The sequence below is a fragment of the Arthrobacter sp. 2MCAF15 genome (assembly GCF_052115605.1).
Taxonomy (GTDB): domain Bacteria; phylum Actinomycetota; class Actinomycetes; order Actinomycetales; family Micrococcaceae; genus Arthrobacter.
The window spans coordinates 204,074-226,696 of the sequence record NZ_JBFRGZ010000004.1 but is presented as its reverse complement, the minus strand read 5'-3'; the positions used below and the strand labels follow the sequence as shown (position 1 = coordinate 226,696).

Annotated in this window: 18 protein-coding genes; 3 read left to right on the top strand and 15 right to left on the bottom strand. The window is 66.2% G+C overall.

Annotated features, from left to right (window positions below):
- The first annotated feature begins 13 nt into the window (after window positions 1-13).
- Window positions 14-1,360: an alpha/beta fold hydrolase gene (locus tag AB4089_RS06965; protein WP_441408684.1), complete on the top strand. Its 1,347-nt coding sequence runs from the start codon at window positions 14-16 to the stop codon at window positions 1,358-1,360.
- Between the two features lie 110 nt (window positions 1,361-1,470).
- On the opposite strand, the gene AB4089_RS06960 is transcribed toward AB4089_RS06965, so the two are convergent.
- From AB4089_RS06960 to coaE, 3 genes are all read right to left on the bottom strand, one after another.
- Window positions 1,471-2,499: a TerC family protein gene (locus AB4089_RS06960; RefSeq protein ID WP_441408568.1), complete on the bottom strand. Its 1,029-nt coding sequence runs from the start codon at window positions 2,497-2,499 to the stop codon at window positions 1,471-1,473.
- 162 nt (window positions 2,500-2,661) lie between these two features.
- A complete protein-coding gene (gene uvrB / locus AB4089_RS06955; RefSeq protein ID WP_441408567.1) occupies window positions 2,662-4,743 on the bottom strand; it encodes an excinuclease ABC subunit UvrB in 2,082 nt (693 codons plus the stop codon).
- Between the two features lie 36 nt (window positions 4,744-4,779).
- Window positions 4,780-6,114 (bottom strand): dephospho-CoA kinase, encoded by a 1,335-nt coding sequence (gene coaE, locus AB4089_RS06950; protein ID WP_441408566.1) that lies wholly within the window; start codon window positions 6,112-6,114, stop codon window positions 4,780-4,782.
- A 22-nt stretch (window positions 6,115-6,136) separates the two neighbouring features.
- On the opposite strand from coaE, the gene AB4089_RS06945 reads away from it, so the two are divergent.
- On the top strand, window positions 6,137-6,838 hold the full coding sequence (locus AB4089_RS06945) for an IMPACT family protein (protein WP_441408565.1): 702 nt from the start codon (window positions 6,137-6,139) through the stop codon (window positions 6,836-6,838).
- A gap of 319 nt (window positions 6,839-7,157) precedes the next feature.
- On the opposite strand, the gene AB4089_RS06940 is transcribed toward AB4089_RS06945, so the two are convergent.
- The 4 genes from AB4089_RS06940 to polA form a co-directional block, all read right to left on the bottom strand.
- Entirely contained in the window at window positions 7,158-7,595 is a 438-nt protein-coding gene (locus AB4089_RS06940; protein ID WP_441408564.1) for a VOC family protein, read from the bottom strand.
- 470 nt (window positions 7,596-8,065) lie between these two features.
- The gene (gene rpsA / locus AB4089_RS06935) at window positions 8,066-9,541 is read right to left on the bottom strand and encodes a 30S ribosomal protein S1 (RefSeq protein WP_026537355.1); all 1,476 of its coding nucleotides are present in this window, start codon (window positions 9,539-9,541) and stop codon (window positions 8,066-8,068) included.
- 227 nt (window positions 9,542-9,768) lie between these two features.
- Window positions 9,769-11,055: a GNAT family N-acetyltransferase gene (locus tag AB4089_RS06930; protein ID WP_441408563.1), complete on the bottom strand. Its 1,287-nt coding sequence runs from the start codon at window positions 11,053-11,055 to the stop codon at window positions 9,769-9,771.
- A gap of 54 nt (window positions 11,056-11,109) precedes the next feature.
- Window positions 11,110-13,962, bottom strand: a complete 2,853-nt coding sequence (gene polA / locus AB4089_RS06925; RefSeq protein ID WP_441408562.1) for a DNA polymerase I — start codon at window positions 13,960-13,962, stop codon at window positions 11,110-11,112.
- Between polA and AB4089_RS06920 the strand changes: the two genes are divergently transcribed.
- Window positions 13,961-14,425 (top strand): hotdog fold thioesterase, encoded by a 465-nt coding sequence (locus tag AB4089_RS06920; RefSeq protein ID WP_441408561.1) that lies wholly within the window; start codon window positions 13,961-13,963, stop codon window positions 14,423-14,425. The genes polA and AB4089_RS06920 overlap by 2 nt on opposite strands.
- Before the next feature lie 10 nt (window positions 14,426-14,435).
- Here the strand turns inward: AB4089_RS06920 and AB4089_RS06915 are convergent, their stop codons facing one another.
- From AB4089_RS06915 to AB4089_RS06880, 8 genes are all read right to left on the bottom strand, one after another.
- Window positions 14,436-14,984: a dihydrofolate reductase family protein gene (locus AB4089_RS06915; protein WP_441408560.1), complete on the bottom strand. Its 549-nt coding sequence runs from the start codon at window positions 14,982-14,984 to the stop codon at window positions 14,436-14,438.
- A 74-nt stretch (window positions 14,985-15,058) separates the two neighbouring features.
- Complete coding sequence (locus AB4089_RS06910; protein ID WP_441408559.1) at window positions 15,059-15,280, bottom strand: hypothetical protein; 222 nt, start codon at window positions 15,278-15,280, stop codon at window positions 15,059-15,061.
- Window positions 15,277-16,482, bottom strand: a complete 1,206-nt coding sequence (locus tag AB4089_RS06905) for an anion permease (protein ID WP_441408558.1) — start codon at window positions 16,480-16,482, stop codon at window positions 15,277-15,279. The genes AB4089_RS06910 and AB4089_RS06905 overlap by 4 nt, the downstream gene beginning before the upstream one ends.
- Before the next feature lie 287 nt (window positions 16,483-16,769).
- The gene (locus AB4089_RS06900) at window positions 16,770-17,456 is read right to left on the bottom strand and encodes a hypothetical protein (protein WP_441408557.1); all 687 of its coding nucleotides are present in this window, start codon (window positions 17,454-17,456) and stop codon (window positions 16,770-16,772) included.
- A gap of 121 nt (window positions 17,457-17,577) precedes the next feature.
- On the bottom strand, window positions 17,578-18,447 hold the full coding sequence (locus AB4089_RS06895) for a universal stress protein (protein WP_441408556.1): 870 nt from the start codon (window positions 18,445-18,447) through the stop codon (window positions 17,578-17,580).
- Between the two features lie 32 nt (window positions 18,448-18,479).
- Window positions 18,480-19,796: an erythromycin esterase family protein gene (locus AB4089_RS06890; RefSeq protein WP_441408555.1), complete on the bottom strand. Its 1,317-nt coding sequence runs from the start codon at window positions 19,794-19,796 to the stop codon at window positions 18,480-18,482.
- 260 nt (window positions 19,797-20,056) lie between these two features.
- The gene (locus AB4089_RS06885) at window positions 20,057-20,863 is read right to left on the bottom strand and encodes a hypothetical protein (RefSeq protein ID WP_441408554.1); all 807 of its coding nucleotides are present in this window, start codon (window positions 20,861-20,863) and stop codon (window positions 20,057-20,059) included.
- A gap of 1 nt (window position 20,864) precedes the next feature.
- Window positions 20,865-22,565: a multicopper oxidase family protein gene (locus AB4089_RS06880; RefSeq protein ID WP_441408553.1), complete on the bottom strand. Its 1,701-nt coding sequence runs from the start codon at window positions 22,563-22,565 to the stop codon at window positions 20,865-20,867.
- Window positions 22,566-22,623 lie beyond the last annotated feature (58 nt).

Sequence of the window (22,623 nt, the reverse complement as noted above, 5' to 3'; positions counted from 1 at the left end):
GGTGACGGGGCTCATGGGAGCCGCCCTGCTGGAGGCCGGCTCCAGCGTCCGGCACAGCGTGCGGGCACGCCACACCTACCGCGGCATGCGGACCGCGGAGCACTACTTCGAGGTCCCCCTGGACCACTTCAGTGAGGCGGAACGGCGCGGGGAGACCATCTCCGTGTTTGCCCGCGAGTACGTCTCAACGGAGCACAGCGAGGAGGCGGCGGCCGAGCTCCCCTGGCTGCTCTACCTGCAGGGCGGACCCGGCGGGCGCGGAAACCGGTTCCCGTCCCTTGGCGGCTGGAGCAAAGCAGCCGCCAAGGACTTCCGGATCCTCATGCTGGACCAGCGCGGCACCGGTCTGTCCTCGGCGGTGGACCGCAACACGCTGCCCCTGCGCGGCACCCACGCGGAGCAGGCCCAGTACCTGATGCACTTCCGTGGCGACTCGATCGTCGCCGACGCCGAGGCCATCAGGGCCGCCCTGGGCTCCGCCCCGTGGACCATCTACGGCCAGAGCTACGGCGGCTTCTGCGCGCTCAGCTACCTCTCCTTCGCCCCGGAAGGGCTGCGCGAGGTGCTCGTGACGGGCGGCCTTGCCCCGCTGGGCGGCTCCGCGGACCGCGTCTACCGGGCAACGTTCCAGCGGGTCGCGGCCCGGAACGCCGAATACTTTGGCTGGTACCCGGAGGACCGTGCCGCCGTCACCCGGATCGCCAGGCATCTGCGGGAGACGGAGGAGTTCCTGCCCGACGGCGGCCGGCTCACCGTGGAACGGTTCCAGATGGTGGGCTCGTTCCTGGGCGGCAATACCCGCGTGGACGCCCTGCACCACCTGCTCGAGGACGCCTTCGTGGCCACACCCGACGGCGACCGGCTCTCAGACGCCTTCCTGGACCAAGTCCGGGGCCTCGTTTCCCGGGCCGCCAATCCCCTGTACGCGCTGATGCACGAGTCCATCTACGGCCAGGCCGGGGCCACCAACTGGGCCGCCTGGCGTGTGCTGGCGGAGTTCCCCGAGTTCTCCCCCGACGCCGGCGAACCGCTGCTGACCGGAGAAATGGTCTACCCCTGGTACTTCGAGCAGGACCCTGCCCTGCGCCCGCTGCAGGAGGTGGCACGGCTCCTCGCCGAAAAGGACGACTGGGCGCTGCTGTACGATCCGGAGCGGCTGGCCCTGAACACCGTGCCCGTCGCCGCGGCCGTCTACAGCGACGACATCTACGTGGACCGTGAACTTTCCCTGGAGACGGCGGCCGCCGTGCGGGGCTTGCACGTGTGGGAGACGGACGAGTACCACCATGACGGCATCTCGGACGACGGCGAGGCGATCTTCGCGCGCCTGCTGGGGATGGCGCGGTCCGCCCGCCGCTGACCTCGTCTTGGCCCGGCTGCTGGCGGCCGGGCACAGCAGAACGGCGCTGAACCTGTGGAGGTTCAGCGCCGTTCGTTCTTATGCCGGCCGGCTACGTGGCGGCCCCGGTGCTAGTCGACGTCGCTCAGGCTCTTGTGGGCGTCTTCTTCCAGCCGGGCGTCCAGCTTGGACTTGGACGCCTTGGAGCTGATCAGGCTGGCGATGACGGCGATGATGATGGTGCCGATGATTACCGCGAGCGAGACGTAGGTCGGGATCTCCGGGGCCCACTCGATGTGCTGGCCGCCGTTGATGAAGGGCAGTTCGTTGACGTGCATGGCGTGCAGGACCAGCTTCACGCCGATGAACGCCAGGATGACGGACAGGGCGTGCTTGAGGTAGATGAGCCGGTTCATGAGGCCGCCGAGCAGGAAGTACAGCTGGCGCAGCCCCATGAGGGCGAAGATGTTCGCCGTGAAGACGATGAAGGCGCTCTGGGTGAGGCCGAAGATGGCCGGAATGGAGTCAACGGCGAACAGCAGGTCCGTCATGCCGATGGTCACGAAGACGATCAGCATCGGGGTGAACACCTTCTTGCCGTCCACCACGGTGCGCAGCTTGCCGCCGTCGAACTTCTCGGACATCGGCAGGATCCTGCGGATCCGGGCGATCAGCGGGTTTTCCTTGTCTTCCTCGTCCTCGCCCTCGTCCTGAGCCTGCTTCCAGGCGGTCCAGAGCAGGAAGGCGCCGAAGATGTAGAAGACCCAGCTGAACTGCTCGATCACGATCGCGCCGAGCATGATGAAAATGCCGCGCAGGACCAGGGCGATGATGATGCCCACCATCAGCACTTCCTGTTGGTACTTACGCGGCACCGAGAAGCGCGCCATGATGATGATGAAGACGAAGAGGTTGTCGATGCTCAGGCTGTATTCGGTTACCCAGCCGGCGATGAACTGGCCGCCGAATTCCGGGCCTGTGAAGGCGAACATGGCACCGGCGAACACCAGGGCCAGGGCCACGTAGAACGCGACCCACAACCCGGCTTCTTTCATCGAGGGCTCGTGCGGTCTCTTGAGGACCATCAGCAGGTCGATGGCCAGAATGACGCCCAGGACGACAAACGAGCCGATCTCGAACCACAGGGGAAGGTCGGGCACGGGGAATTACCTTTCGTAGGGTACAGCTCAGCGGTGTAAGTCTCTCCGACCGCCAGCGCGAATCGCTGCCTGGCTGCCCGCTACGCCCGGCACGGCATCTATGCCGCGCGTGTTGACGATCGTAGCGCTTGGGATACTCCCCTACGTCCGTCTGAGTTTACCCTAGGCGTGTCCCGCGGACTGCATTTGGCGCAGTTCCTTCTTCAAGTCCCCCACCTCGTCGCGGAGACGGGCCGCGAGCTCGAACTGCAGCTCACCGGCTGCGGCGTGCATCTGTTCGGTCAGCTGTTCGATCAGGCCAACGAGGTCCTCCGCCGGTGCGGCCGCGAGCCCGTCAGCGCGGATGACGGAGGCGCCCTTGCCCTTGCCACGGTTCTTGCCGGCCGCGGCCAGCAGCTCGCGGGTGTCCGCGTCTTCCTTGGCCAGCTGGTCGGTGATGTCCGCGATCTTCTTCCGCAGCGGCTGGGGGTCGATCCCCTTCTCCGTGTTGTAGGCAACCTGGATGGCGCGGCGCCGGTTCGTCTCGTCGATGGCGTGGGCCATCGAGTCGGTGATCCGGTCCGCGTACATGTGCACCTGGCCGGAGACATTTCGGGCAGCACGCCCGATGGTCTGGATCAGGGAGGTCGAGGAGCGCAGGAAGCCTTCCTTGTCCGCGTCCAGGATGCTGACCAGCGACACCTCCGGGAGGTCGAGGCCTTCACGGAGCAGGTTGATGCCGACGAGGACGTCGAAGACGCCCATCCGCAGTTCGCGCAGGAGTTCCACGCGGCGCAGCGTGTCGACGTCGGAGTGCAGGTATTCCACCTTCACGCCGTGGCCCAGCAGGTAATCCGTGAGATCCTCGGCCATCCGCTTGGTCAGGGTGGTGACCAGGACACGCTCGTTCTTCGCGGTGCGGGTCCGGATTTCGCCCAGCAGGTCATCGATCTGGCCCTTCGTGGGCTTGACGACCACCTCGGGGTCGATCAGGCCGGTGGGACGGATGATCTGCTGGACGAAGCCGTCGGATTTGCCGAGCTCGTACTTGCCCGGGGTCGCGGACAGGTAGACCGTCTGGCCCACGCGCTGGAGGAACTCATCCCATTTCAGCGGGCGGTTGTCCATCGCGGAAGGCAGCCGGAAGCCATGGTCCACCAGCGACCGCTTGCGGGACATGTCGCCCTCATACATGGCGCCGATCTGCGGGACGGTGACGTGCGATTCGTCGATCACCAGGAGGAAGTCGTCCGGGAAGTAGTCGATGAGGCAGTGTGGTGCCGTTCCGCGGTCGCGTCCGTCGATGTGCAGCGAATAGTTCTCGATGCCGTTGCAGAAGCCCATCTGCTGCATCATTTCAAGGTCGTAGGTGGTGCGCATCCGCAGCCGCTGGGCCTCGACCAGCTTGTTCTGGCTTTCGAGGACCTGGAGCCTTTCGGCGAGTTCGTCCTCGATCCTCTTGATTGCCCGGCTCATCCGCTCAGGCCCGGCAACGTAGTGCGAGGCCGGGAAGACGTACATCTCGGTTTCATCCCGGATGACTTCGCCGGTGAGGGGGTGCAGGGTGTGGATGTTCTCGATCTCATCGCCGAAGAACTCGATCCGGATGGCCAGTTCCTCGTACATCGGGATGATTTCGACGGTGTCGCCGCGGACCCGGAAGGTGCCGCGGTGGAAGTCCATGTCGTTGCGGGTGTACTGCATGGCGACGAATTTCCGGAGGAGGTCGTCGCGGTTCATCTCCGCTCCCTTGCGGAGGGTCACCATGCCGGCGATGTATTCTTCCGGCGTGCCGAGGCCGTAGATGCAGGACACCGTGGCCACCACGATGACGTCGCGGCGGGTCAGGAGGGCATTGGTGGCGGAGTGCCGGAGCCGTTCCACTTCCTCGTTGACGGAGGAGTCCTTCTCGATGAAGGTGTCCGTCTGGGCGACGTAGGCCTCGGGCTGGTAGTAGTCGTAGTAGGAGACGAAATACTCCACCGCGTTGTTGGGCAGCAATTCGCGGAATTCATTGGCCAGCTGCGCTGCCAGGGTCTTGTTCTGCACCAGCACCAGGGTGGGGCGCTGGACCTGCTCGATCAGCCACGCCGTGGTGGCGCTCTTGCCGGTGCCGGTGGCGCCAAGCAGCACCACGTCCTTCTCGCCGTTCCTGATGCGCTCCGTCAGTTCGGCGATGGCGGCCGGCTGGTCGCCTGCGGGCTGGAACTCGCTGATGACCTCGAAGGGTGCCACGACACGGTTGATTTCCTGGGCAAGGCTCATGTATCTAATCTACCGCCGGGCTGTGACAGGAAATCCTCATTCAGCTTTGGGCGGTACCAGGGCCGGCCCGGGCGCAGGCTCCGCCGCGGGTGCAGGGGTGCTGTTGCCTTTGCCGCCGTCCGTTCCGCCGCCGTCCGTTCCGCCGTCGTCCGTTCCCTGAACGCCGTACGACGGCGGCCGCCAGCCCGTGCTCAGGACCCACGCTTCCATCCGCGGCGCAGCGTATTCGGTGAACCAGCCTTCCTTGTCCGCCGCGTAGGCGGCAGTGGACTTGTCCGCCTCGTGCAGCCCGGCTACCCGCCGCTTCTCGGCGACGTAGTCCGCCCGGGCCCCGGCATCGGCGCGGAGCCAGTCCCGGAAGCACAGGGCGTAACGCCAGCCGGGCGAGCCGGCCGCGCGGACATGAAGATTCGCCGCCCGGCCGGGATCGGCGTTGCCGTGCAGCCGCTTGCCCCAGTCAGCGGGGTCCGGATGGGAGGGCTTGGGGTTGTCGGAAATGATGCCGGGCCAGCGCGGGAATCCCGCCTCCGCCAGCAGCGGCGCGATCCTGTCCGCGTCGTCGAGGTTCCGGACACTGAGCTGCAGGTCGACCACATCTTTGGCATCGAGCCCCGGGACGGCGGTGGACCCGATATGGTCCACGGCCAGGACGTCCTGCGGAACGGCGCTTTGCAGCCGGGCAATCAGGTGGCCGGCCTGGGCCGGCCAGGCCGGATCGGCGGGTGCGAGGACCGGCCCGTCCGTCCGGGGTGCGATTCTTTGTTCCTTGAGGTTCAGCGCGAAGGGCGTGAGCCGGTCCTCCCACAGCGCGTCGACCGCGCGCCGGAGTTCTTCCGGGGTGCCCGAATTGTCCAGCACGATGTCCGCGGCGGCCATACGGTCCTCCCGGCTCGCCTGGGCGGCCATCCGGGCATGGGCTTCCCCGACGGTCATGTTGCGGTGTTCGGCCATGCGTTGGACCCGGACGTCATCCGGGGCATCCACCACCAGCACCAGGTGAAAGTTCTTCCCCTGTCCGGTCTCGACCAGCAGAGGGATGTCCTGGACCACGACGGCGCCCGCCGGGGCGGCGGCGACAACCGCCGCGGCGCGCTCCCGCACCAGGGGATGGATGATCCCGTTGAGCACGGCCAGGCGCTCCGGGTCACCGAACACCAGGGCACCCAGCCGTGGCCGGTCCAGCCGGCCGTCCGGCGTCAGGATCGCGGCACCGAAGGCCTCGATCACACGCCCCAGCCCGGGCGTACCGGGCTCCACAACCTCCCGCGCCAGCGCGTCGGCGTCGACCAGCACCGCGCCGAGCTCGCGCAGGCGCGCGGCAACCATTGACTTCCCCGAGGCGATTCCGCCGGTCAACCCGATCTTCAACACCTCACCAGACTAAACTGAACCGGTGGCAGATGCGGCGGATGACCCCGAGAGCAGGACGGCCATCTACACCACCCTTGCCGCGGGGTCCGGGTTCCGCCACGAAATCGAGGTCAAGCGGTCCCGCTTCATCACCGTCCTGGCCCGAACGGCCGACGAGGATGCCGCCCGGGCCGTCCTGGGCCAACTGCGCCGGGAATTCCATGACGCACGCCACCACTGCTCGGCCTTCGTCCTCGGCCCCGACCGGGACGTGCAGCGGTCCAACGACGACGGCGAACCCTCCGGCACCGCGGGCATCCCCATGCTTGAGGCGCTGCTGAAGCGCGAAACCCTTGCCGGCGTGGCCGACCTCAGCGACGTCACCGCGGTCGTGGTGCGCTATTTCGGCGGCATTCTGTTGGGCGCCGGCGGCCTGGTGCGTGCCTATTCCGAATCTGTGTCCAGCACTCTGGCGCTCGCGCCGCTGGTGCGGCGGCGGCGCCTACGAATCTGTTCGGTGAGGGTGCAGCACGCCGTGGCCGGGCGTCTCGAGAACGATCTGCGCGCCGCGGGGTATGTCATGGCCGAAACCGGTTACGAGGCGCAGACTACTGTCCTGAGGCTTGCGCTGCCGGACGACCCGGATGAGCTGGCCCGGGCCGCGGCCCGCGTGGCCGCCATGTCAGCCGGCAGCGCCTCGCTGTTGCCCGGAGAATCGGAGTGGATCGATGTCCCCATTCGCTAAGACCGTGCCCGCGGTCGCGCTGCTTGACGTCGCCGAAGCCGTTCGTGAGCAGCTCTTGGAACTAACGCTCCGGGACGCCGACGCCGACGAGGTCACCCCGCCGCTGGGCACCACCGCCGGCTGGAATGCCGAACGGATCACCTGGTTCCGCGAATTCCACCGCGCCTCTGCGGCTGGGCTGGACGGTCCTGCGGGGCAGAAGAGCTGGGCCATCAGCTGCGACGGGCAGCTTGCAGGCTCAGTGCGCTTGAAACGGACGGAGTCGGGGCCGGGGCAAGGTGGTGCTGGTTGCGGGGTCGGACCCCTGTTCCGCGTGGGGCTATTGGGACTGAGCTATTTCCCAGATGTGTCCAGCAGGGTCGCGGAAGCACGCTGTGCGGATACCCCAGGGCCGGTCCATTGGGCCATTGAGCAGTTCAACTCCGCGGCGGGACAACTCGTCGCACATCGCATCGACGTCGTCCACTTCGATGGTGAACTGCATTCGCGCACCGGAATCCGCGCTTGCCACTGCGGCCGGCTGGATTAGTTCGGGAGCTTCGGAAACGTTGAGCAGGTTGATCAAGGTGTTCTCGAACTTGAAGACGGCCGAGACCTCGTCCTCGAAAATGAGCGGCAGACCGAAGACTGCCGCATAGAAGCCCTTGGTCGTGGCCAGGTCCTCGACAAATAGTGTGATGGCACCGATGCCACGCGGCCACGAACCCTCGGCCCCAAGTATGTCCTGCGATTCAACAGCCCCTGAAATGTCAGCCATGGAAGTCCCCTCATCGTCGGCCGCGAATATCTCAACCTGCCGAGTCTGCACTCAGGGCCGGGCACCCGTCAAGGAATCCCTAACGTGACGTGCCGTGGGCTAAACCAGCAGTGGGCAGCGGGACAGCTCCTGCTGCCCGAGGATGGGGTTTCCAGGCCGCGGACTGGACATGTCCATCAGGGCGTGCCCACCAGTGGACATGTCCCCCGCCCCGAACCAGGTCTGGGCACAATACCCATATGCCCACGGGCAAACCCCAAAAATGGGCATGTCCCCCGGGGGAGGGATGGAAAAATGGGCATGTCCAACGGTGCAGGCAGCCGAGGGGCATGTCCGCGCAAAACAAAGGTGGCCGCCCCGAGGGGACGGCCACCTTTGCTGAACTGTACTGCTGTGCACCATGACGGTGCGGCTTCAAGCTACAAACTGCCTGGTCTCAGGGAAAGGACTCCCCCGAGGCGCAAGGGCAATTAGTTGCCGGTCAGCTTCTCGCGCAGAGCGGCAAGAGCCTCGTCCGAAGCAAGCGTGCCTGCACCGGTCTCGGTTGCAGCCGGCTCGGAGGAGTAGCTGGTGGTGCCGGAGTCGCTCTCGCCGGACGTTGCAGCTGCAGCGTCGTCGGCAGCGTGCTGGGCAACCTGCTTCTTGTGTGCTTCCCAGCGGGTCTGGGCGTCAGCGTACTGCTGCTCCCAGGCGGCGCGCTGGTTCTCGTAGCCTTCAAGCCACTCGTTGGACTCCGGGTCGAAGCCCTCCGGGTACTTGTAGTTGCCCTCTTCGTCGTACTCGGCGGCCATGCCGTAGAGTGCCGGATCGAATTCGGTGCTGTCGGCGTCGACGCCCTCGTTGGCCTGCTTGAGGGAGAGCGAGATGCGGCGGCGCTCGAGGTCGATGTCGATGACCTTGACGAACAGCTCGTCACCAACGGAGACAACCTGCTCGGCCAGCTCAACGTGGCGCACGGCGAGCTCGGAGATGTGGACCAGGCCTTCGATGCCGTCTTCAACGCGAACGAACGCGCCGAACGGAACCAGCTTGGTGACCTTACCCGGAACAACCTGGCCGAGGGCGTGGGTGCGGGCGAAGGTCTGCCACGGATCTTCCTGCGTAGCCTTGAGCGACAGGGAGACGCGCTCGCGGTCCAGGTCGACCTCGAGAACCTCGACGGTGACTTCCTGGCCAACTTCGACAACCTCGGACGGGTGGTCGATGTGCTTCCAGGACAGCTCGGAAACGTGAACCAGGCCGTCTACGCCGCCCAGGTCCACGAAGGCACCGAAGTTGACGATGGAGGAAACGACGCCGGGACGAACCTGGCCCTTTTCCAGCTTGTTGAGGAACGTGGAGCGGACCTCGGACTGGGTCTGCTCGAGCCATGCACGGCGGGAAAGAACAACGTTGTTGCGGTTCTTGTCCAGCTCGATGATCTTGGCTTCGATCTGCTGACCGATGTACGGAGCAAGGTCGCGCACACGGCGCATCTCGACGAGGGATGCGGGCAGGAAGCCGCGCAGACCGATGTCGAGGATAAGACCACCCTTGACAACCTCGATGACGGTACCGGTGACAACACCGTCTTCTTCCTTGACCTTCTCGATGTCGCCCCAGGCACGCTCGTACTGAGCACGCTTCTTGGAGAGGATCAGGCGGCCTTCTTTGTCTTCCTTGGTGAGCACCAGGGCTTCGACCTGATCGCCAACGGAGACGACGTCTCCGGGGTCAACGTCGTGCTTGATGGAAAGCTCGCGGGAGGGAATGACACCTTCGGTCTTGTAACCGATGTCGAGCAGAACTTCGTCGCGGTCGACCTTGACGACGGTACCTTCGACGAGATCTCCGTCGTTGAAGTACTTGATGGTGGCGTCGACAGCTGCGAGGAAGTCCTCAGCGGTACCGATGTCGTTAATGGCGACTACGGGGGTACCGGGCTTCTCGGTGGAGGTGATGGTCATGTAGTAGGGGCTCCGTTGTGGATAGTTAGTCGGTCAGGCAAACCGCTTCGCCCGCATTATGGAATGCAGGCCAAGAACACGGCTTCACAACAAGTGATCCGCCGGGTCATCCTGATTTTGTGGATTGTAGATGCGCGCACGTAGTACACGCCCGTTTAGTCTAGTCGTTTACGTGAACGCCGGTCAAAGCGCGTGGCGCCTTGCGCGCCGCGACCGGGACCGGACCTCTAGAAGTGCGTGAGGCAGTGCGGTGAGCGTTCGACGGCGAACATGAGCCGCGCCGACAACGCCGCCCCGGCGGTGTGTTCAGTGATCCGGCCGGCGGCCGTCAAGGTCACCGGACAGACGGCGCCCAGATAGATGGAGCCCAGGTCCGCGACATCCAGCGACAGGTCCGGCTCGGCGTCCGGAGCCGGAGTCACCGTGGCCTCTCCCCCGCTGACCGTCAGGGCGAACGTGCCGGCCGCGAAGCCAAGACTGTCCCGTACGGCGAGGACCAGGGTGCCGTCGGCCGAATAGCGCCGGGCACCCAGCACCCGGGCCGGTTCCAGGATCCGCAGCCACAGCATGTCCCGGTGGTCTGAGGCCTCGACGCAGCGGGGATCCTCCAGCGCCCAGGCCAGGGGGTCGTCCATCGGCGCTTCCTGCCAGCTGATCCGGTCTACGAGGTCGATGCTGCCGAGGAACTGCCACAGCTCCAGGTAGGCGGCGTCGGTCGCGGCCACGAGGTCCAGAATCTCCATGGTGTACGGCTTGGCGTCCCACCCGGCGAACTTGTACGAGACGTACCCGTCCACGGTGCCGGCCGCGTCGTAGTGCAGGGCACAGCGGATGGCCTCGTCTTCGCTGCCGTCGCGGCCCAGGGAGCCCGAGGACCGCTGCCGGTACGCTTCCTGCCGCGAAATCGAGCCGGGCATGGAAGCCTGGACCCGCGCAAAGACCTGGGGTGCCAGGTCCAGCAGGACCTTCCGGTCGGCGATCTCCACCGAGCCGACCGCCGCATGGCGCAGGCGGAAGCGCGGCCCGGCGTCGACCTTGACGCTGCGCTCGAAGGTGGCCACCCCGTAGCCGAACCGGCCGTAGATGGACGCCTCGGAGGCGGTGAGGGCCGCCAGCGCGACGCCGTCGGCCTTGGCCGCCGTGAGGTCCTCGGTCATCATCCGCCGCAGCAGTCCCTGCCGGCGGTGGGTGCCGCGAACGGTGACGGCCGTGACGAGCTGGGCTTCGAGCTGCCGCCCGTAGCCGATGTTCAGGTCCTTGCGCAGCGTGGCGAAGGTAGCCACCGGGACGTCGGCCGCCAGCGAATGGGCCGCCACACCGTCGGCCTGGTAGACGCCGGTCATCTCCCGGTTGTCCACGAGGTACATGGCCATGATCTTGTCAACGAAGTCGTCTTTGCGCGGCTCCTCATAGAAGCCGATCCCGACTCCCCGCAGCCACGCTGTGCCCTGCGCATAGTCCGCCGAGTCCTTCTCGACCGCGCGGAACCGCCTGAGTTCGTACTTTTCTGCCACGTGCTTCTCCCCCTGAGAATCCTGACGTTCCGGCGGCGCCGGAACCGATAAAAGTTAGTGCCCCGCCTCGTACCAGCTGGTGCCGACGCCGATCTGGACGTCCAGCGGAACGCTGAGGTCCGCAGCCGAGCCCATCTGCTCGGTCACGAGCTTCTCCACGACCTCACGCTCGCCGTTGGCTACCTCGAGGACCAGTTCGTCATGGACCTGCAGGAGCATGCGCGATTTGAGGCCCTGGGTCGCCAGCTCGGCGTGCACGCCCAGCATGGCCCGCTTGATGATGTCAGCCGCCGAGCCCTGGATCGGCGAGTTCAGCGCGATGCGCTCCGCGTTCTCGCGCAGCTGGCGGTCGGTGCTGGTGAGGTCCGGGAGATAACGACGGCGGCCCTCGATGGTCGCGGTGTAGCCGTCGACCCGGGCCTGGTCCACCACGCCGCGCAGGTAGTCGCGGACGGCGCCGAAGCGGTCGAAGTAGTCCTTCATGAGCGTCCGCGCCTCGTCGACGGAGATCTCCAGCTGCTTGGACAGGCCGAACGAGGTCAGGCCGTACGCGAGGCCATAGGACATCGCCTTGACCTTGGAGCGCATGGCACTGGTCACCTGATCGGTGGGCACGTGGAAGATGTTCGAGCCCACGAACCGGTGCAGGTCTTCGCCGTCCCGGTACGCCTGAATCAGGCCCTCGTCCCCCGAGAGGTGGGCCATGATGCGCATTTCGATCTGCGAGTAGTCGGCGGACAGCAGGCACTCGTAGCCCTCACTGACCACAAAAATCCCGCGGACGCGCCGGCCTTCCTCGCTGCGGATCGGGATGTTCTGCAGGTTGGGATTGTTCGAGGAAATCCGGCCCGTGGCTGCGACGTTCTGCGCGTACGTGGTGTGGATCCGCCCGTCGTCCGTCACGGACTTCTTGAGCGACTCGAGCATCTGGCGCAGCTTCGAGGACTCGCGGTGCGCCATCAGCTGGACCAGGAATTCGTGCCCGGTCTTCTCCAGCAGGTTCTTGAGCGATGCGGCGTCGGTGGTGTAGCCGGACTTGATCTTCTTGGTCTTCGGCAGCTCCAGTTCCTCGAAAAGCACGGTCTGGAGCTGCTTCGGCGAACCGAGGTTGACCTCGTGGCCGATCGCGGCGAAGGCGAGCTCCTGGGCGTTGTCGATCACCTTGGCGAGGTCCGACAGCTGTTCGTCCATGCGGGACATGTCGATCGCGATTCCGGCGAGTTCCATGTCGGCGAGGACACGGCTGACTGGCAGTTCCAGCGTGCTCAGCAGGTCCTCGGCTTTGCGTTCCTTCAGTTCCGCTTCGAAGAAGCGGCTCAGGGCCCCGACCACTGCGGCCACGTGGACCAGTGCGCCGGCCGCTTCGGCGTCATCGCCGTCGAACGCCAGCTCAAGCTGGCCCGCCTTGGCGGCCTCGGTGGAAACGGAGATGTTGAGGTGATGCTGCGCCAACTCGGCGAGCTCGTAGCTGCGGCGGTCGGGCTGGATGAGGTAGCCGGAGATGGAGGTGTCATCCGCCACGCCCTCCAGTTCCAATCCCCGGGCGGTGAGTGCCTTCAGCGCGGCCTTGAACCCGTGCAGCACCTTCGGCGCGTGGGCGTCACGAAGCCAGGCTGCCAGGACGTTCTCGGCGGCGGCGTCCTGGCTGGCCAGGTCGAGGTAGACGGCGGCGTCGTCACGGACGATCGCCACCGCGGCGGCGTCCTCGCCGATCCGGCCGGGCACCAGATCGACCGCCACAGCGGAGCGCTTCCCGGCGCCGGCCGCGAAGAAGGTGGTCAGCTCGGCGGCATCCGCAGGGATGACGAAGTCCGGGGTGTCGAGGCTCTCCCGCTCCGATTCGGTGACTTCGCTGCCGTAGAGGGCAAAGAGCCGGGTGCGTATGGTCTTGAATTCGAGGGCGTCGAACAGCTCCTCGAGGGCGTCCTGGTCCGGCCGTGGGTCCGCGAGCTCGTCCAGGGTGACGGGCAGGTCCAGATCTGTGTGCAGCCTGTTGAGCCGCCGGTTGCGCTTCACGTCCTCAACATTTTCGCGGAGGGAATCCCCTACTTTTCCGCCGATCGCGTCAAGGTTCTCCAGGACTCCCTCGAGTCCGCCGTAGAGGTTGATCCACTTGGCTGCCGTCTTGGGGCCGACGCCGGGAACGCCCGGGAGGTTGTCCGCGGTCTCTCCCACCAGGGCGGCGAGATCCGAGTACTGGGCGGGGCTGACGAAATACTTCTCCTGGATGGCGTCCGCGTCCATCCTGGGAATGTCGCTCACGCCCTTCCTGGGGTACAGCACGAACACGTTGTCCGTGATGAGCTGGAAGGCATCGCGGTCCCCCGATACCAGCAGCACCTCGTAACCCGCCTTTTCACCCATGGCCGCGAGCGTGGCCAGGATGTCGTCCGCTTCCCAGCCGGGCATCTTGATGGTCTTGATGCCCCATGCGCCCATGACCTTGTCGATGAGGTCGATCTGGCCGCTCATTTCGCGGGGGGTCTCGTTGCGTCCGCCCTTGTACTCGCTGTACTCGGCCTTGCGGTGGGTGGTGTCGTCAGAGACGTCGAATGCCACGGCCACGTGGGTGGGCTTTTGTTCCTTGATCAGGTTGATCAGCATGGACGTGAAGCCGTGGACGGCGTTGGTGTGCTGCCCCGTGGCGGTGGAGAACTTGTCCGCCGGCAGGGCGAAGAACGCCCGGAACGCCATGGAGTGTCCGTCCAGCACGAGAAGTCGCGGCTGGTCCGTGATGGGAATCACGGGAGCCTCGGTGGCGGAAACCGACGCCGCGGCCCGGGTGGATGTTCGGGCGGGCTTGGCCGCAAGCACTGATTCCGGTTCAGTTGCCGGGAGGAGGTCTGTTGCAGATGGGGCAGGGGCCGGTTTGGTAGTTTCGCTCACAGGTGCCAGCCTAGTTGCCATGATGGACAATTTCACGCCCGGCCCCTTCGCGGCCGAGCTCGCGGCGGCCGGTGTTCCCGAGGAAATGCACGATTGGCTGGGCCAGTACGGCGTCGGCGCCCTCGTGGTGAAGATGGGGATCCGCTTCCTTGAACTGAGTCCGGAGCGCACCGTGGCCACTATGCCGGTGGAGGGGAACACCCAGGTGGCCGGGATCCTGCATGGCGGGGCACACGTGGTCCTGGCCGAGACGCTGGGCTCCTTCGCGGCGGGCATGCACGCAGGCCCGAACCGGCAGGCACTGGGCATCGAGGTCGGAGCGACGCACCACCGGGCGATCTCCGAGGGCACCGTCACAGGCACCTGCACGGCAATCCACCTGGGCCGGACCCTCACCACGCATGAGATCGTCATGACCGATGAGAGCGGCCGCCGGCTCTCCACCGCCCGGATCACGAACCTGATCCGCGACACAGAGCGCTAGGCGAGCCCGGCTAGGTCCGGCCCGGGAAACGGTAGCGCAACTCCACGATGCCCCGCCCCAGGGTGCGGGATGAGGTCAACTCCAGCGGCGGCGTCGGACCTTTCATGGGCAGCAACGGCTTGCCGCTGCCCAGCACCACCGGAATGACCGAGACAATCAGTTCATCCAGCAGCCCGGCGTCGGCGAACTGCGCGGCGAGGTCGCCCCCACCGACTACCCAGACGTTTCGGCCGCCGGCCTGGTCCGTGAGGTCGTCCGCGGCCTCGCGGACGTCTCCGCGGGCGAACGATACGTTGGCGCCCTTCGGCGCGGAGTGTTCGTGGTGGGTGAAAACCCAGCAGGGCGTGTCCGGATAGGGCCACGTGGCTGGTTCGTGTTCCCGCAGCCAGGCGTAGGTCCCGCCGCCCATGGCGATGGAGCCGACGTCGGCCATGAACGCGTCGTAGCTGTCCTGTCCACCGTCAAATCCGTCGAACTGGAGCAGCCAGTCCAGGTTGTCCCCGACTGTGGCGATGAACCCGTCGAGTGAGGATGCCACGAAGTACTGGAAGCTCGCCATGGCCCCAGCCTAGCCACTGCGGTGGCAGGTGTCCCATCCCCGTGACGCAGCGGCTGCACGGCCGCGGGGACGTCCTATTTGTGGAAGTAAGGAATGATCAGGTAGAGCCCGAAGAGAATGGCGGCGCCGCACAAAGCGAAGCACGTGTAAGCGAGCGGTCGGGTCCAGGCCGCCTGGGTGGTCCGGGTGTCCCCCGCGATGGCCGTGAGCCGGACGCCGAGGGAGTAGAGAACTACCACGGTTACAGCGGACACAAGCGTGGCACTCGCCACGCTGAACAGTTCCAGCCATTTCATCGCTGGGCACCGCCGTTCTTGATCGACTTGGTGGCGGACTTTTTCTTGCGGAACTGCACGGCCTGGCCGACTTCCTCGATCTCGACGGCGTTGTTGCTGCCCACAGGCGACTTCCGTGAGCGCACAAACATATAGGCCACTGCGGCGGTGCCGGCAGTCGCCGCGATGATCACGCCTACGACCCCGGTCTGCACGAGCAGAGCCGTCAGCGCGCCCATGATTCCAGCGGCCGGCAGCGTGAACAGCCAGCCGATCGCAATCCGGCCGGCGGTTCCCCACCGTACCGTAGTGCCGCGGCGTCCCATGCCGGAGCCCACGACCGAGCCGGAGGCCACCTGCGTGGTGGACAGGGCGAAGCCGAGGTGCGACGAGGCCAGGATGGCTGTGGCGGTGCTGGTCTCGGCGGCAAAGCCTTGGGCGGGCTTCACTTCGGTGAGTCCCGAGCCCATGGTGCGGATGATCCGCCACCCGCCGGAATACGTGCCGATCGCGATGGCGAAGGCACAGGCGGTGATAACCCACCACTCGGGACCGGAGCCGGCAGGCTGGAGGCCGGCGGAGATCAGGACCAGGGTGATGATGCCCATCGTCTTCTGGGCGTCGTTGGTGCCGTGGGCCAACGCCACGAGGCTGGACGTGAAGACCTGGCCGGTCCGGAATCCGCCGCGCTTCTGCGTGAGCTTGTCCCCGGTTTCGGGGTCATGGCGGGCGGTCAAGGCGTACGCCAGCCGCGTGCACAAGTAGGCTACGCCGCCCGCGATGATCGGGGCGAACACCGCGGGAAGAATGATCTTTTGGAGGATTGACTCGAAGTTGATCGCGTGGATGCCGATACCTGCAATCGCGGCCCCAATCAGGCCGCCGAAGAGGGCGTGGGAGGAACTGGACGGCAGGCCCTTGAGCCAAGTGATCATGTTCCAGAGGATGGCGCCCATCAGCCCGGCGAAGATGATGTCCGGGGTGATCTGGACCCCGCCCGAGCCTTCCTTGATGATGCCGCCCGAGACGGTCTTGGCGACTTCCGTGGAGAGGAACGCTCCCACGAGGTTCAGCACCGCCGCGAGGGCAACTGCTGTTTTCGGTTTGATGGCGCCGGTCGCGATGGGGGTAGCCATGGCGTTCGCGGTGTCATGAAATCCATTGGTGAAGTCGAAGAACAGCGCCAGCGATATCACTAGCGCCACCATTACGGTGATTTCCACCTGTTGCCCAATCTGAAGTGTTCACGGTCGGCAGTTCCACATCCCCGTTGCTGCATGGCCACGGGGTTCATGTCTGGATGAACTCGCCGGGCCACTAAAGCAGCTTTGAAACCTTATCGATGGTACGTGGGAAAAACGGCAGGGCAAAACATGCCAGAAGACCCTAAATTCCGCCCCGGTGCTGTACGTGGCATTCATGGTGGCGGTGCGATGCTTGTCACAGCGAACCGGGGCGCCCCGCGCAGCCCGCGGCGCCTCCCTAAACTGTCCGGTTTATGCTGTCCGACCTAACCGGTCCGGCGGGCCTCCGGCGCCGGGCCGGCGTCGAGCATGGAAGCGATCTTGTCCTCGAGCGCCGCGAGGGTGGCCTCCGGCAGCACGATGAGCCCGTCCAGTTCCCGGCGGGCGCGCCGGTAGGCCGTCTGGCGCTCGGCGGGGGTTGCCGCGGCGTCCGACGCGATCCTCAGGAGCTTCCGGGCCGTCTCCAGGCGCTGCCGTTCCGGCCCGGTGAACTTGCTGTCCCTGATCCGCTTCGCTTCGCGTTCGGCGACGTCGAAGGCGAGTTCAAAGCCGGTCACGGCCGCCCGGTATTCCGCGAGCCGTGCGGCCGTCCTGACATCCCCGGGGGCGGCCGGGCGCAAACCGTCGGCTTCACGCTTGGCTCGCAGGAACGCCACCGTGAGGGGCTCCCTGACGTCGGTCATGACCGGATAGTCGATCAGCTTTCCGATATCGAGTTCGTAGTCCAGCCAGCGTTTGTTGACGGTGTCGTGTGCCTTCATGAGGCCCAGCACCTCGGCCTGACTGGCCTGCTCGACCTGCGCGGCCTGGTTCTTGAGCGTGTAGAGCTCCACCCGACGGCGGTGCCGGCGTTCAGCGGCTTTGGACCAGGTCCGCGCCCACCCGCCGATCAGTCCGCTCATCGGAAAGACGAGCCACCAAAAGTGAGTGACGAAATTGAAGAAGGGGTCCACTGCATCATCCTCCCATCCGATGGCGGCGGCGGAAAGCCCCTCCCGTCAAGGGTTTTCCGGCGGCCCGTGGCCGGCCCAGACCCAGTCCCGGGACGGGCGGGAACCACGCTTCCGAGCCGCATCAGTCTCCGTGCTTGACCCTGTGCACACGGGTGACGAGCGTGGGACACGGCACGCCCAGCAGTACGGCGTGCGCCGTGGAGCCGAGCACAGTCCGGGAGAACCCGCTGCGTCCACGGCTTCCGATCACCAGCAGCCTGGCACCGTCGGCGATATTGACCAGGGCCTTGGCGGGTTCGATATTGGTTTCCAGGCGCTGATGAACTGTCAGGTCCGGGTATTGCCCGCCGAGTCCGGCCGCCGACTCGGCGAGCACGATCCGGTTCTCCTCGACCATTCTCTCGGCGAGGCCGCTGGACGGCGACTGTATTTCCACCCACCGCGCCGTGCTCTTGAATACGAGGACCACGGTGAGCTCGTCCCCGCCCAGGTCTGCCTCCGCAGCCGCGAACGCGACAGCCTGCAGCGATTCCTCGGAGCCGTCCACGCCGACTACGACGCCTCGATCCGCAGTTGCGAGGTTCACCGGGATGACAGCTACAGGGCACTCGGAGGCGGCGACAACCTGCAGGGCGCGGTCGGTCAGGGGCCCGGCATTCGGCCAGCGTTTGCCATGCGCGCCGACCACCACGAGGGCTGCCTGGTTGGACGCGTCCCGCAGCACCGAGCCTTCGCTGCCATGACGAAGGTCGATGTCCACGTCGACGTCCGGGGCATGCCTGCGGGCGCTCGACTGCGCTTTCTGCAGCAGGTCCATCCCTGATTCGCGGATGATCTCGTGGTACTGGAACTCCGGGGACATCCAGCGGTCGTCCACTGCATGGACGATCAGGACGGGAGCCTTGTCCCGGGCCGCCCGCGTAAGGGCCCAGGTCAGGGCGGCCTCGCTGCCCGCGGACCCGTTGATCCCGACGACGATCGGCTTGCCCATTATGGTTCCGCCTCCGTTGAATCCGAGCCGGGCTAGAATCCCGTGGGCTCTGTCTCGAATTCAGGTTCCCGGGGTGGCCCCTCATGGTGTACCGGCCGCAGGGCAGCCGTGTTTTCGAGCCAGATGAGGGCGTCGTATCGCTCCCCCATCCGGGTCGGAACGTAGTTTCCGGCCTCCCTTTCGGGGTGGTATACGACGCCGATCGCCCGGTGCCCGAGCCGCGTGGACAACCAGGGGCCGGTCCTGTCGTCGCCGAACTCCAGGATGGCCGGCGCCCCGAGGGCCTGGTGCAGGAAGTCTTCGTGGCTGCCCGGGCGCGCGTCGGGCACGGTGACGATGCGTTCGGGGCGGCCCCACCCGTCGGCGGCGGTCACGGAACCGCGGTGGGCTGCGAACCCGACAAGCAACACCCCTTCGCCCGCGTGGCGGTCGCGCAGCAGCTGACCGACGTTCACCAGGCCGTCCTGCGCCATGTCTGTGCCGCGGGCGTCCCCGATATGCGTGTTGTGCTCCCAGACCAGCCCTTTGGACGCCGGCCCCAGGTGCCGGCTGACCCTGTCGATGGTGTCCGCCATGTGATGGTCGCGGACGTTCCAGGACTGCCGGTCGCCGCGGACCATAACGCGGTAGTAATGCTCAGCGTTTGCCGCGACTTCGGCGTTCTGGACGGCATCGAAGGCGTCCTCATCGTGCGGTCCCGGGCTGGAGACCCGGGCCCTGACCTCGGTCAGGAGGGCCACGACGTCGGGCTCGCAGGACTGCGGCACCAGCCGCGTGTTCCATGCGTACTCGTGCGGGTCCTCGTGATGGGGCAAGAAGCACTGCCAGGCGCGCTTGGCCGCCGGCACCGCGTCGGGAACGTTGCCCTCCAGCCAGCCGATGATCTCGCGCAATGAATCCCAGAGCGAGTAGACGTCCAGTCCGTAGAAGCCGACCCTCTTGTCCTGGGGCCGGCCTGCGTTCCAGCCGCGCAGCCAGTCCAGGAACGCCGCGACTTCCTCGTTGGCCCACATCCAGGTCGGCCAGCGTTCGAAGCCGGCCAGCAGCGCATGGACTCCCTGGTCCTTCCCCGCCAGGCCGCGGACCCACTGGTTGATGCGCCAGCAGTCGGGCCAGTCCCCTTCGACTCCGATCCAGTTGTAGCCCTCCTCCTGGATGAGCCGCCGACTGAGGGTGTCGCGCCAGGTGTAGAACTCGTGGGTCCCGTGGGACGCTTCGCCGACGGCGACAAAACGGCAGTCGGCGGCGCTCCGCACGATCCCGCTGAGGTCTCGATCGGTTTTCAGCGGCCGGGCGAGATCGTGGATCTCTTTCAGCACGGAGCTCCGGGTAACGGCGTCGGGGTTCATTGCGGATCCCCGATGTGGTGGTGCTTCATGGCGCTCCCGTGGACCTTTAATATGTGTGGACCTTTAAATGCGAGCCCCTGTGAATGCGCAGACCTGTGGCTCGCGCTGCACGCCCAGCTTCCGCCCGGGCCTGCCGGGCGCCAAGGGCCAAAAGTCACCTCCGGATGTCCGCGGACACACGCGTGGCCGGCCGGTAGCGTTCCCCTTGCTCCGGCCGGCCACTGGTGCAGTCAGTGCCGGTCTCCTTAGTACCGGTCTCCTTAGTGCGAGTGCGTCCCGCTGTCATCCGCCGTGGCCTCAGGCTCCGGTGCCGGTTCCGGCTCGAGGGACATGTCCACTCCCTCGCCCGTGGCCGAACGGGGAGCCAGCTTTACCGCCGCGGACTCGACGCCGGCGGCACGGGCCATGCCGTTGCGCACGGATTCCACCAGCGCGTCGCTGAGCAGCGGCCCCGTGTAGCTGACCGTCAGGGCTCCCTTATCCAGGACCGTGCCGTAGTTGCCGAGCGCATCCGAGAGGATGCCTTCCTCAGCGATGGAACCGGCCACTGCTGCCGGGTCGGCGGCGGCGACGGTGAACTGGAGATCGTGGACCAGGACCGAGGAGACGTGGACGTGCTCCACACCGGGGTACGTGCCCTCAGCGCCGAAGGCGAGTTCAGCCAGCTTCTCCGCGTCCTCAGCGGTGCTTCCGGCCGGAAGCATCACGATCAGCTCCGGTGCCACATGTTCGAGGATCGCCGGCTCGAGCACGTCCGGTGGGATGTCGGACAGGACGATGCCGCTGGTGGCCGCCGTCTGCTCGAGCCGTGCGCGGGGTGCGCCCGGCTGTGCTCCCTCGGTGGGGTGGACGGCAATGACCGCGCGGCGCCGCACCATCAGCCCGTCGTTGCTCACGGTCGGACGGCCGTTGCCGACGTCTGTCCCGGTTTCCAGCGAGACCGGGGCGGCGCTCGGCGCAGCCCCGGCGGTCGGCGAGGCAGGTGCAGGTGACGGCGTTCCGCCGGTGCAGGCGCTCAGCGCCAGCACCAGCAGGGCCGCCGCGCCCAGTTGACCCAGGCGGCGCATGTCAGGTCCCCGCCGGGAATCCAGGCCGGTAGACCGGCGGGAACGCGTCGGGCGCTTCGGTGTCCAAGACCGGCGGATCCGTGGTGATGGGGTCGTTGGTCCGCAGATCGCCCACGGAGAACTGCACCATCATGTCATGGTCCTCGTGGACCAGGTTGTGGCAGTGGATCATGTAGCGGCCGCCTCCGCCGAAACCCGTGTCGAATTGCATGAGCGCCGTGATGGACTCGTTCTCGCCGGCGTAGAAGACGTCCTTAGGTCCCTGTTCCCACGCAAACGGCTTGCCGCCGTTGGTGTTCCGGGCGATGATCTTGGCGTCAATGAGGTGGATGTGCACAGGATGGAACCAGCCGCCGGAGGCATTGATGATGGTCCATTGCTCGACATCGAATGGCTGGGGGTTGCCGAACAGCTTGGTGAACCCGGACTTCTCCACATCTGCCCAGGTGACACCGTTGACCGTCCATTGCCCGTTTGTCCGGAAGAATTTCAGCTCACGCTTCGCCTTGACCATCGCCGGTGTGAGGCTCATGGTGGGGATGCCGCCGCTGGGCGCGTTGACGGAGCCGCCGTCCTCCAGCGTGGCCGGGATGCTCGAAATGGAGCCTGCCCCCGATCCGGAGTCGGCCACCACCTGGAAGCGCATGATCTTGTTGGTGTTGGCGAAATCGATGTTGTTCTTGTTGCTGAGGTTGCGCAGTTCGATCAACTGCCCGGTCCGGTATTTGCGGAAGTCGATCAGCACCTCGTAGCGTTCCGCCGTGCCCTGCCGCCAGGATTTCACGGCCTGCACTTTGGGTGTCATGCCGGCATCTGTTCCCACCACATAGACGGGGTCCCCCGTTGAGAGCGTCGGCCGGTAGGAGCGCGAGATGGACGCATCGAGCACCCGGAAGCGGTAGATCCGGGGCTTGACCTTCATGGTGGGCCACGGCACGCCGTTGACCATGATGATGTCCCCCCACAGGCCTTTCACGTCGTTGTCGTTATAGGCGAGCGAGCCGTCGGCCTTGAACATGGCGTCCGAGATCATCAAGGGCACGTCGAACTCCCCCTGCGGCAGCTGGGCGCGCTCGTGCCTGTCGGACAGCGGGTAGAAGGCCGCGAGCCCTGAATAGACGTTTTGTGCGGTGATGTGGTGCTTGTGGTCGTGGTACCAGAGCGTCCGGGCCGCCTGAAAGTTGGGGTAGTGGTAGTTCTTGACGAACCCGGGGACGGTGATGTCGTTGGCGTAACCGTCGTATTGTGGCAGCGACGCGGAGCCGTGCAGATGGGTGACTGTGTCAAAGCGGGCAGGCTGCACGAGCCCGGCGGCAGGCAGGTTGTTGCGGATCCGCACCTCGATCCGGGTGCCCTGGGTGGCCCGGATGGTCGGGCCGGGGAAGATGCCGTTGTAGCCCGCCACCGTGGTGTTCAAGCCTGGCACGAACTGGGCCTGACCGAGTTTCTGGGTGAGGGCGTACCGGGCGAACGGTCGGGCCGGGTCGCCGCCGTCAAAGCCCGTCTGAAAGGGGACGAGCTCGGGCGGCCGGCGAAAGACGCCCGCATAGGGAACAGGCATGTTCGCAGGTGCGAGTTGGCTGGCGGTGACGAGCGGTGTGCTCGGCCCAGTGGTGGGAACGTCGTCGTCGCCACCTTTGAATCCCGCCAGGCCGAGGGCGCCGACGGCGCCCAGTTTGAAGATTTCACGTCGTGTAGTCATGGCCCCTCCAAGTGGGCAATAGTGCTGAATGACGTTTCGAAAAGTGATTTTCGAGGAA

Excerpts from the sequence above, each read along its gene's own strand:
- AB4089_RS06965 (WP_441408684.1), top strand. The coding sequence starts at position 14 with ATGGGAGCCGCCCTGCTGGAGGCCGGCTCCAGCGTCCGGCACAGCGTG.
- uvrB (WP_441408567.1), bottom strand. The coding sequence starts at position 4,743 with ATGAGCCTTGCCCAGGAAATCAACCGTGTCGTGGCACCCTTCGAGGTC.
- AB4089_RS06940 (WP_441408564.1), bottom strand. The coding sequence starts at position 7,595 with ATGGCTGACATTTCAGGGGCTGTTGAATCGCAGGACATACTTGGGGCC.
- rpsA (WP_026537355.1), bottom strand. The coding sequence starts at position 9,541 with ATGACCATCACCTCCACCGAGAAGCCCGGTACCCCCGTAGTCGCCATT.
- AB4089_RS06920 (WP_441408561.1), top strand. The coding sequence starts at position 13,961 with ATGATGGACAATTTCACGCCCGGCCCCTTCGCGGCCGAGCTCGCGGCG.
- polA (WP_441408562.1), bottom strand. The coding sequence starts at position 13,962 with ATGGCAACTAGGCTGGCACCTGTGAGCGAAACTACCAAACCGGCCCCT.
- AB4089_RS06915 (WP_441408560.1), bottom strand. The coding sequence starts at position 14,984 with ATGGCGAGCTTCCAGTACTTCGTGGCATCCTCACTCGACGGGTTCATC.
- AB4089_RS06910 (WP_441408559.1), bottom strand. The coding sequence starts at position 15,280 with ATGAAATGGCTGGAACTGTTCAGCGTGGCGAGTGCCACGCTTGTGTCC.
- AB4089_RS06895 (WP_441408556.1), bottom strand. The coding sequence starts at position 18,447 with ATGGGCAAGCCGATCGTCGTCGGGATCAACGGGTCCGCGGGCAGCGAG.
- AB4089_RS06890 (WP_441408555.1), bottom strand. The coding sequence starts at position 19,796 with ATGAACCCCGACGCCGTTACCCGGAGCTCCGTGCTGAAAGAGATCCAC.
- AB4089_RS06885 (WP_441408554.1), bottom strand. The coding sequence starts at position 20,863 with ATGCGCCGCCTGGGTCAACTGGGCGCGGCGGCCCTGCTGGTGCTGGCG.
- AB4089_RS06880 (WP_441408553.1), bottom strand. The coding sequence starts at position 22,565 with ATGACTACACGACGTGAAATCTTCAAACTGGGCGCCGTCGGCGCCCTC.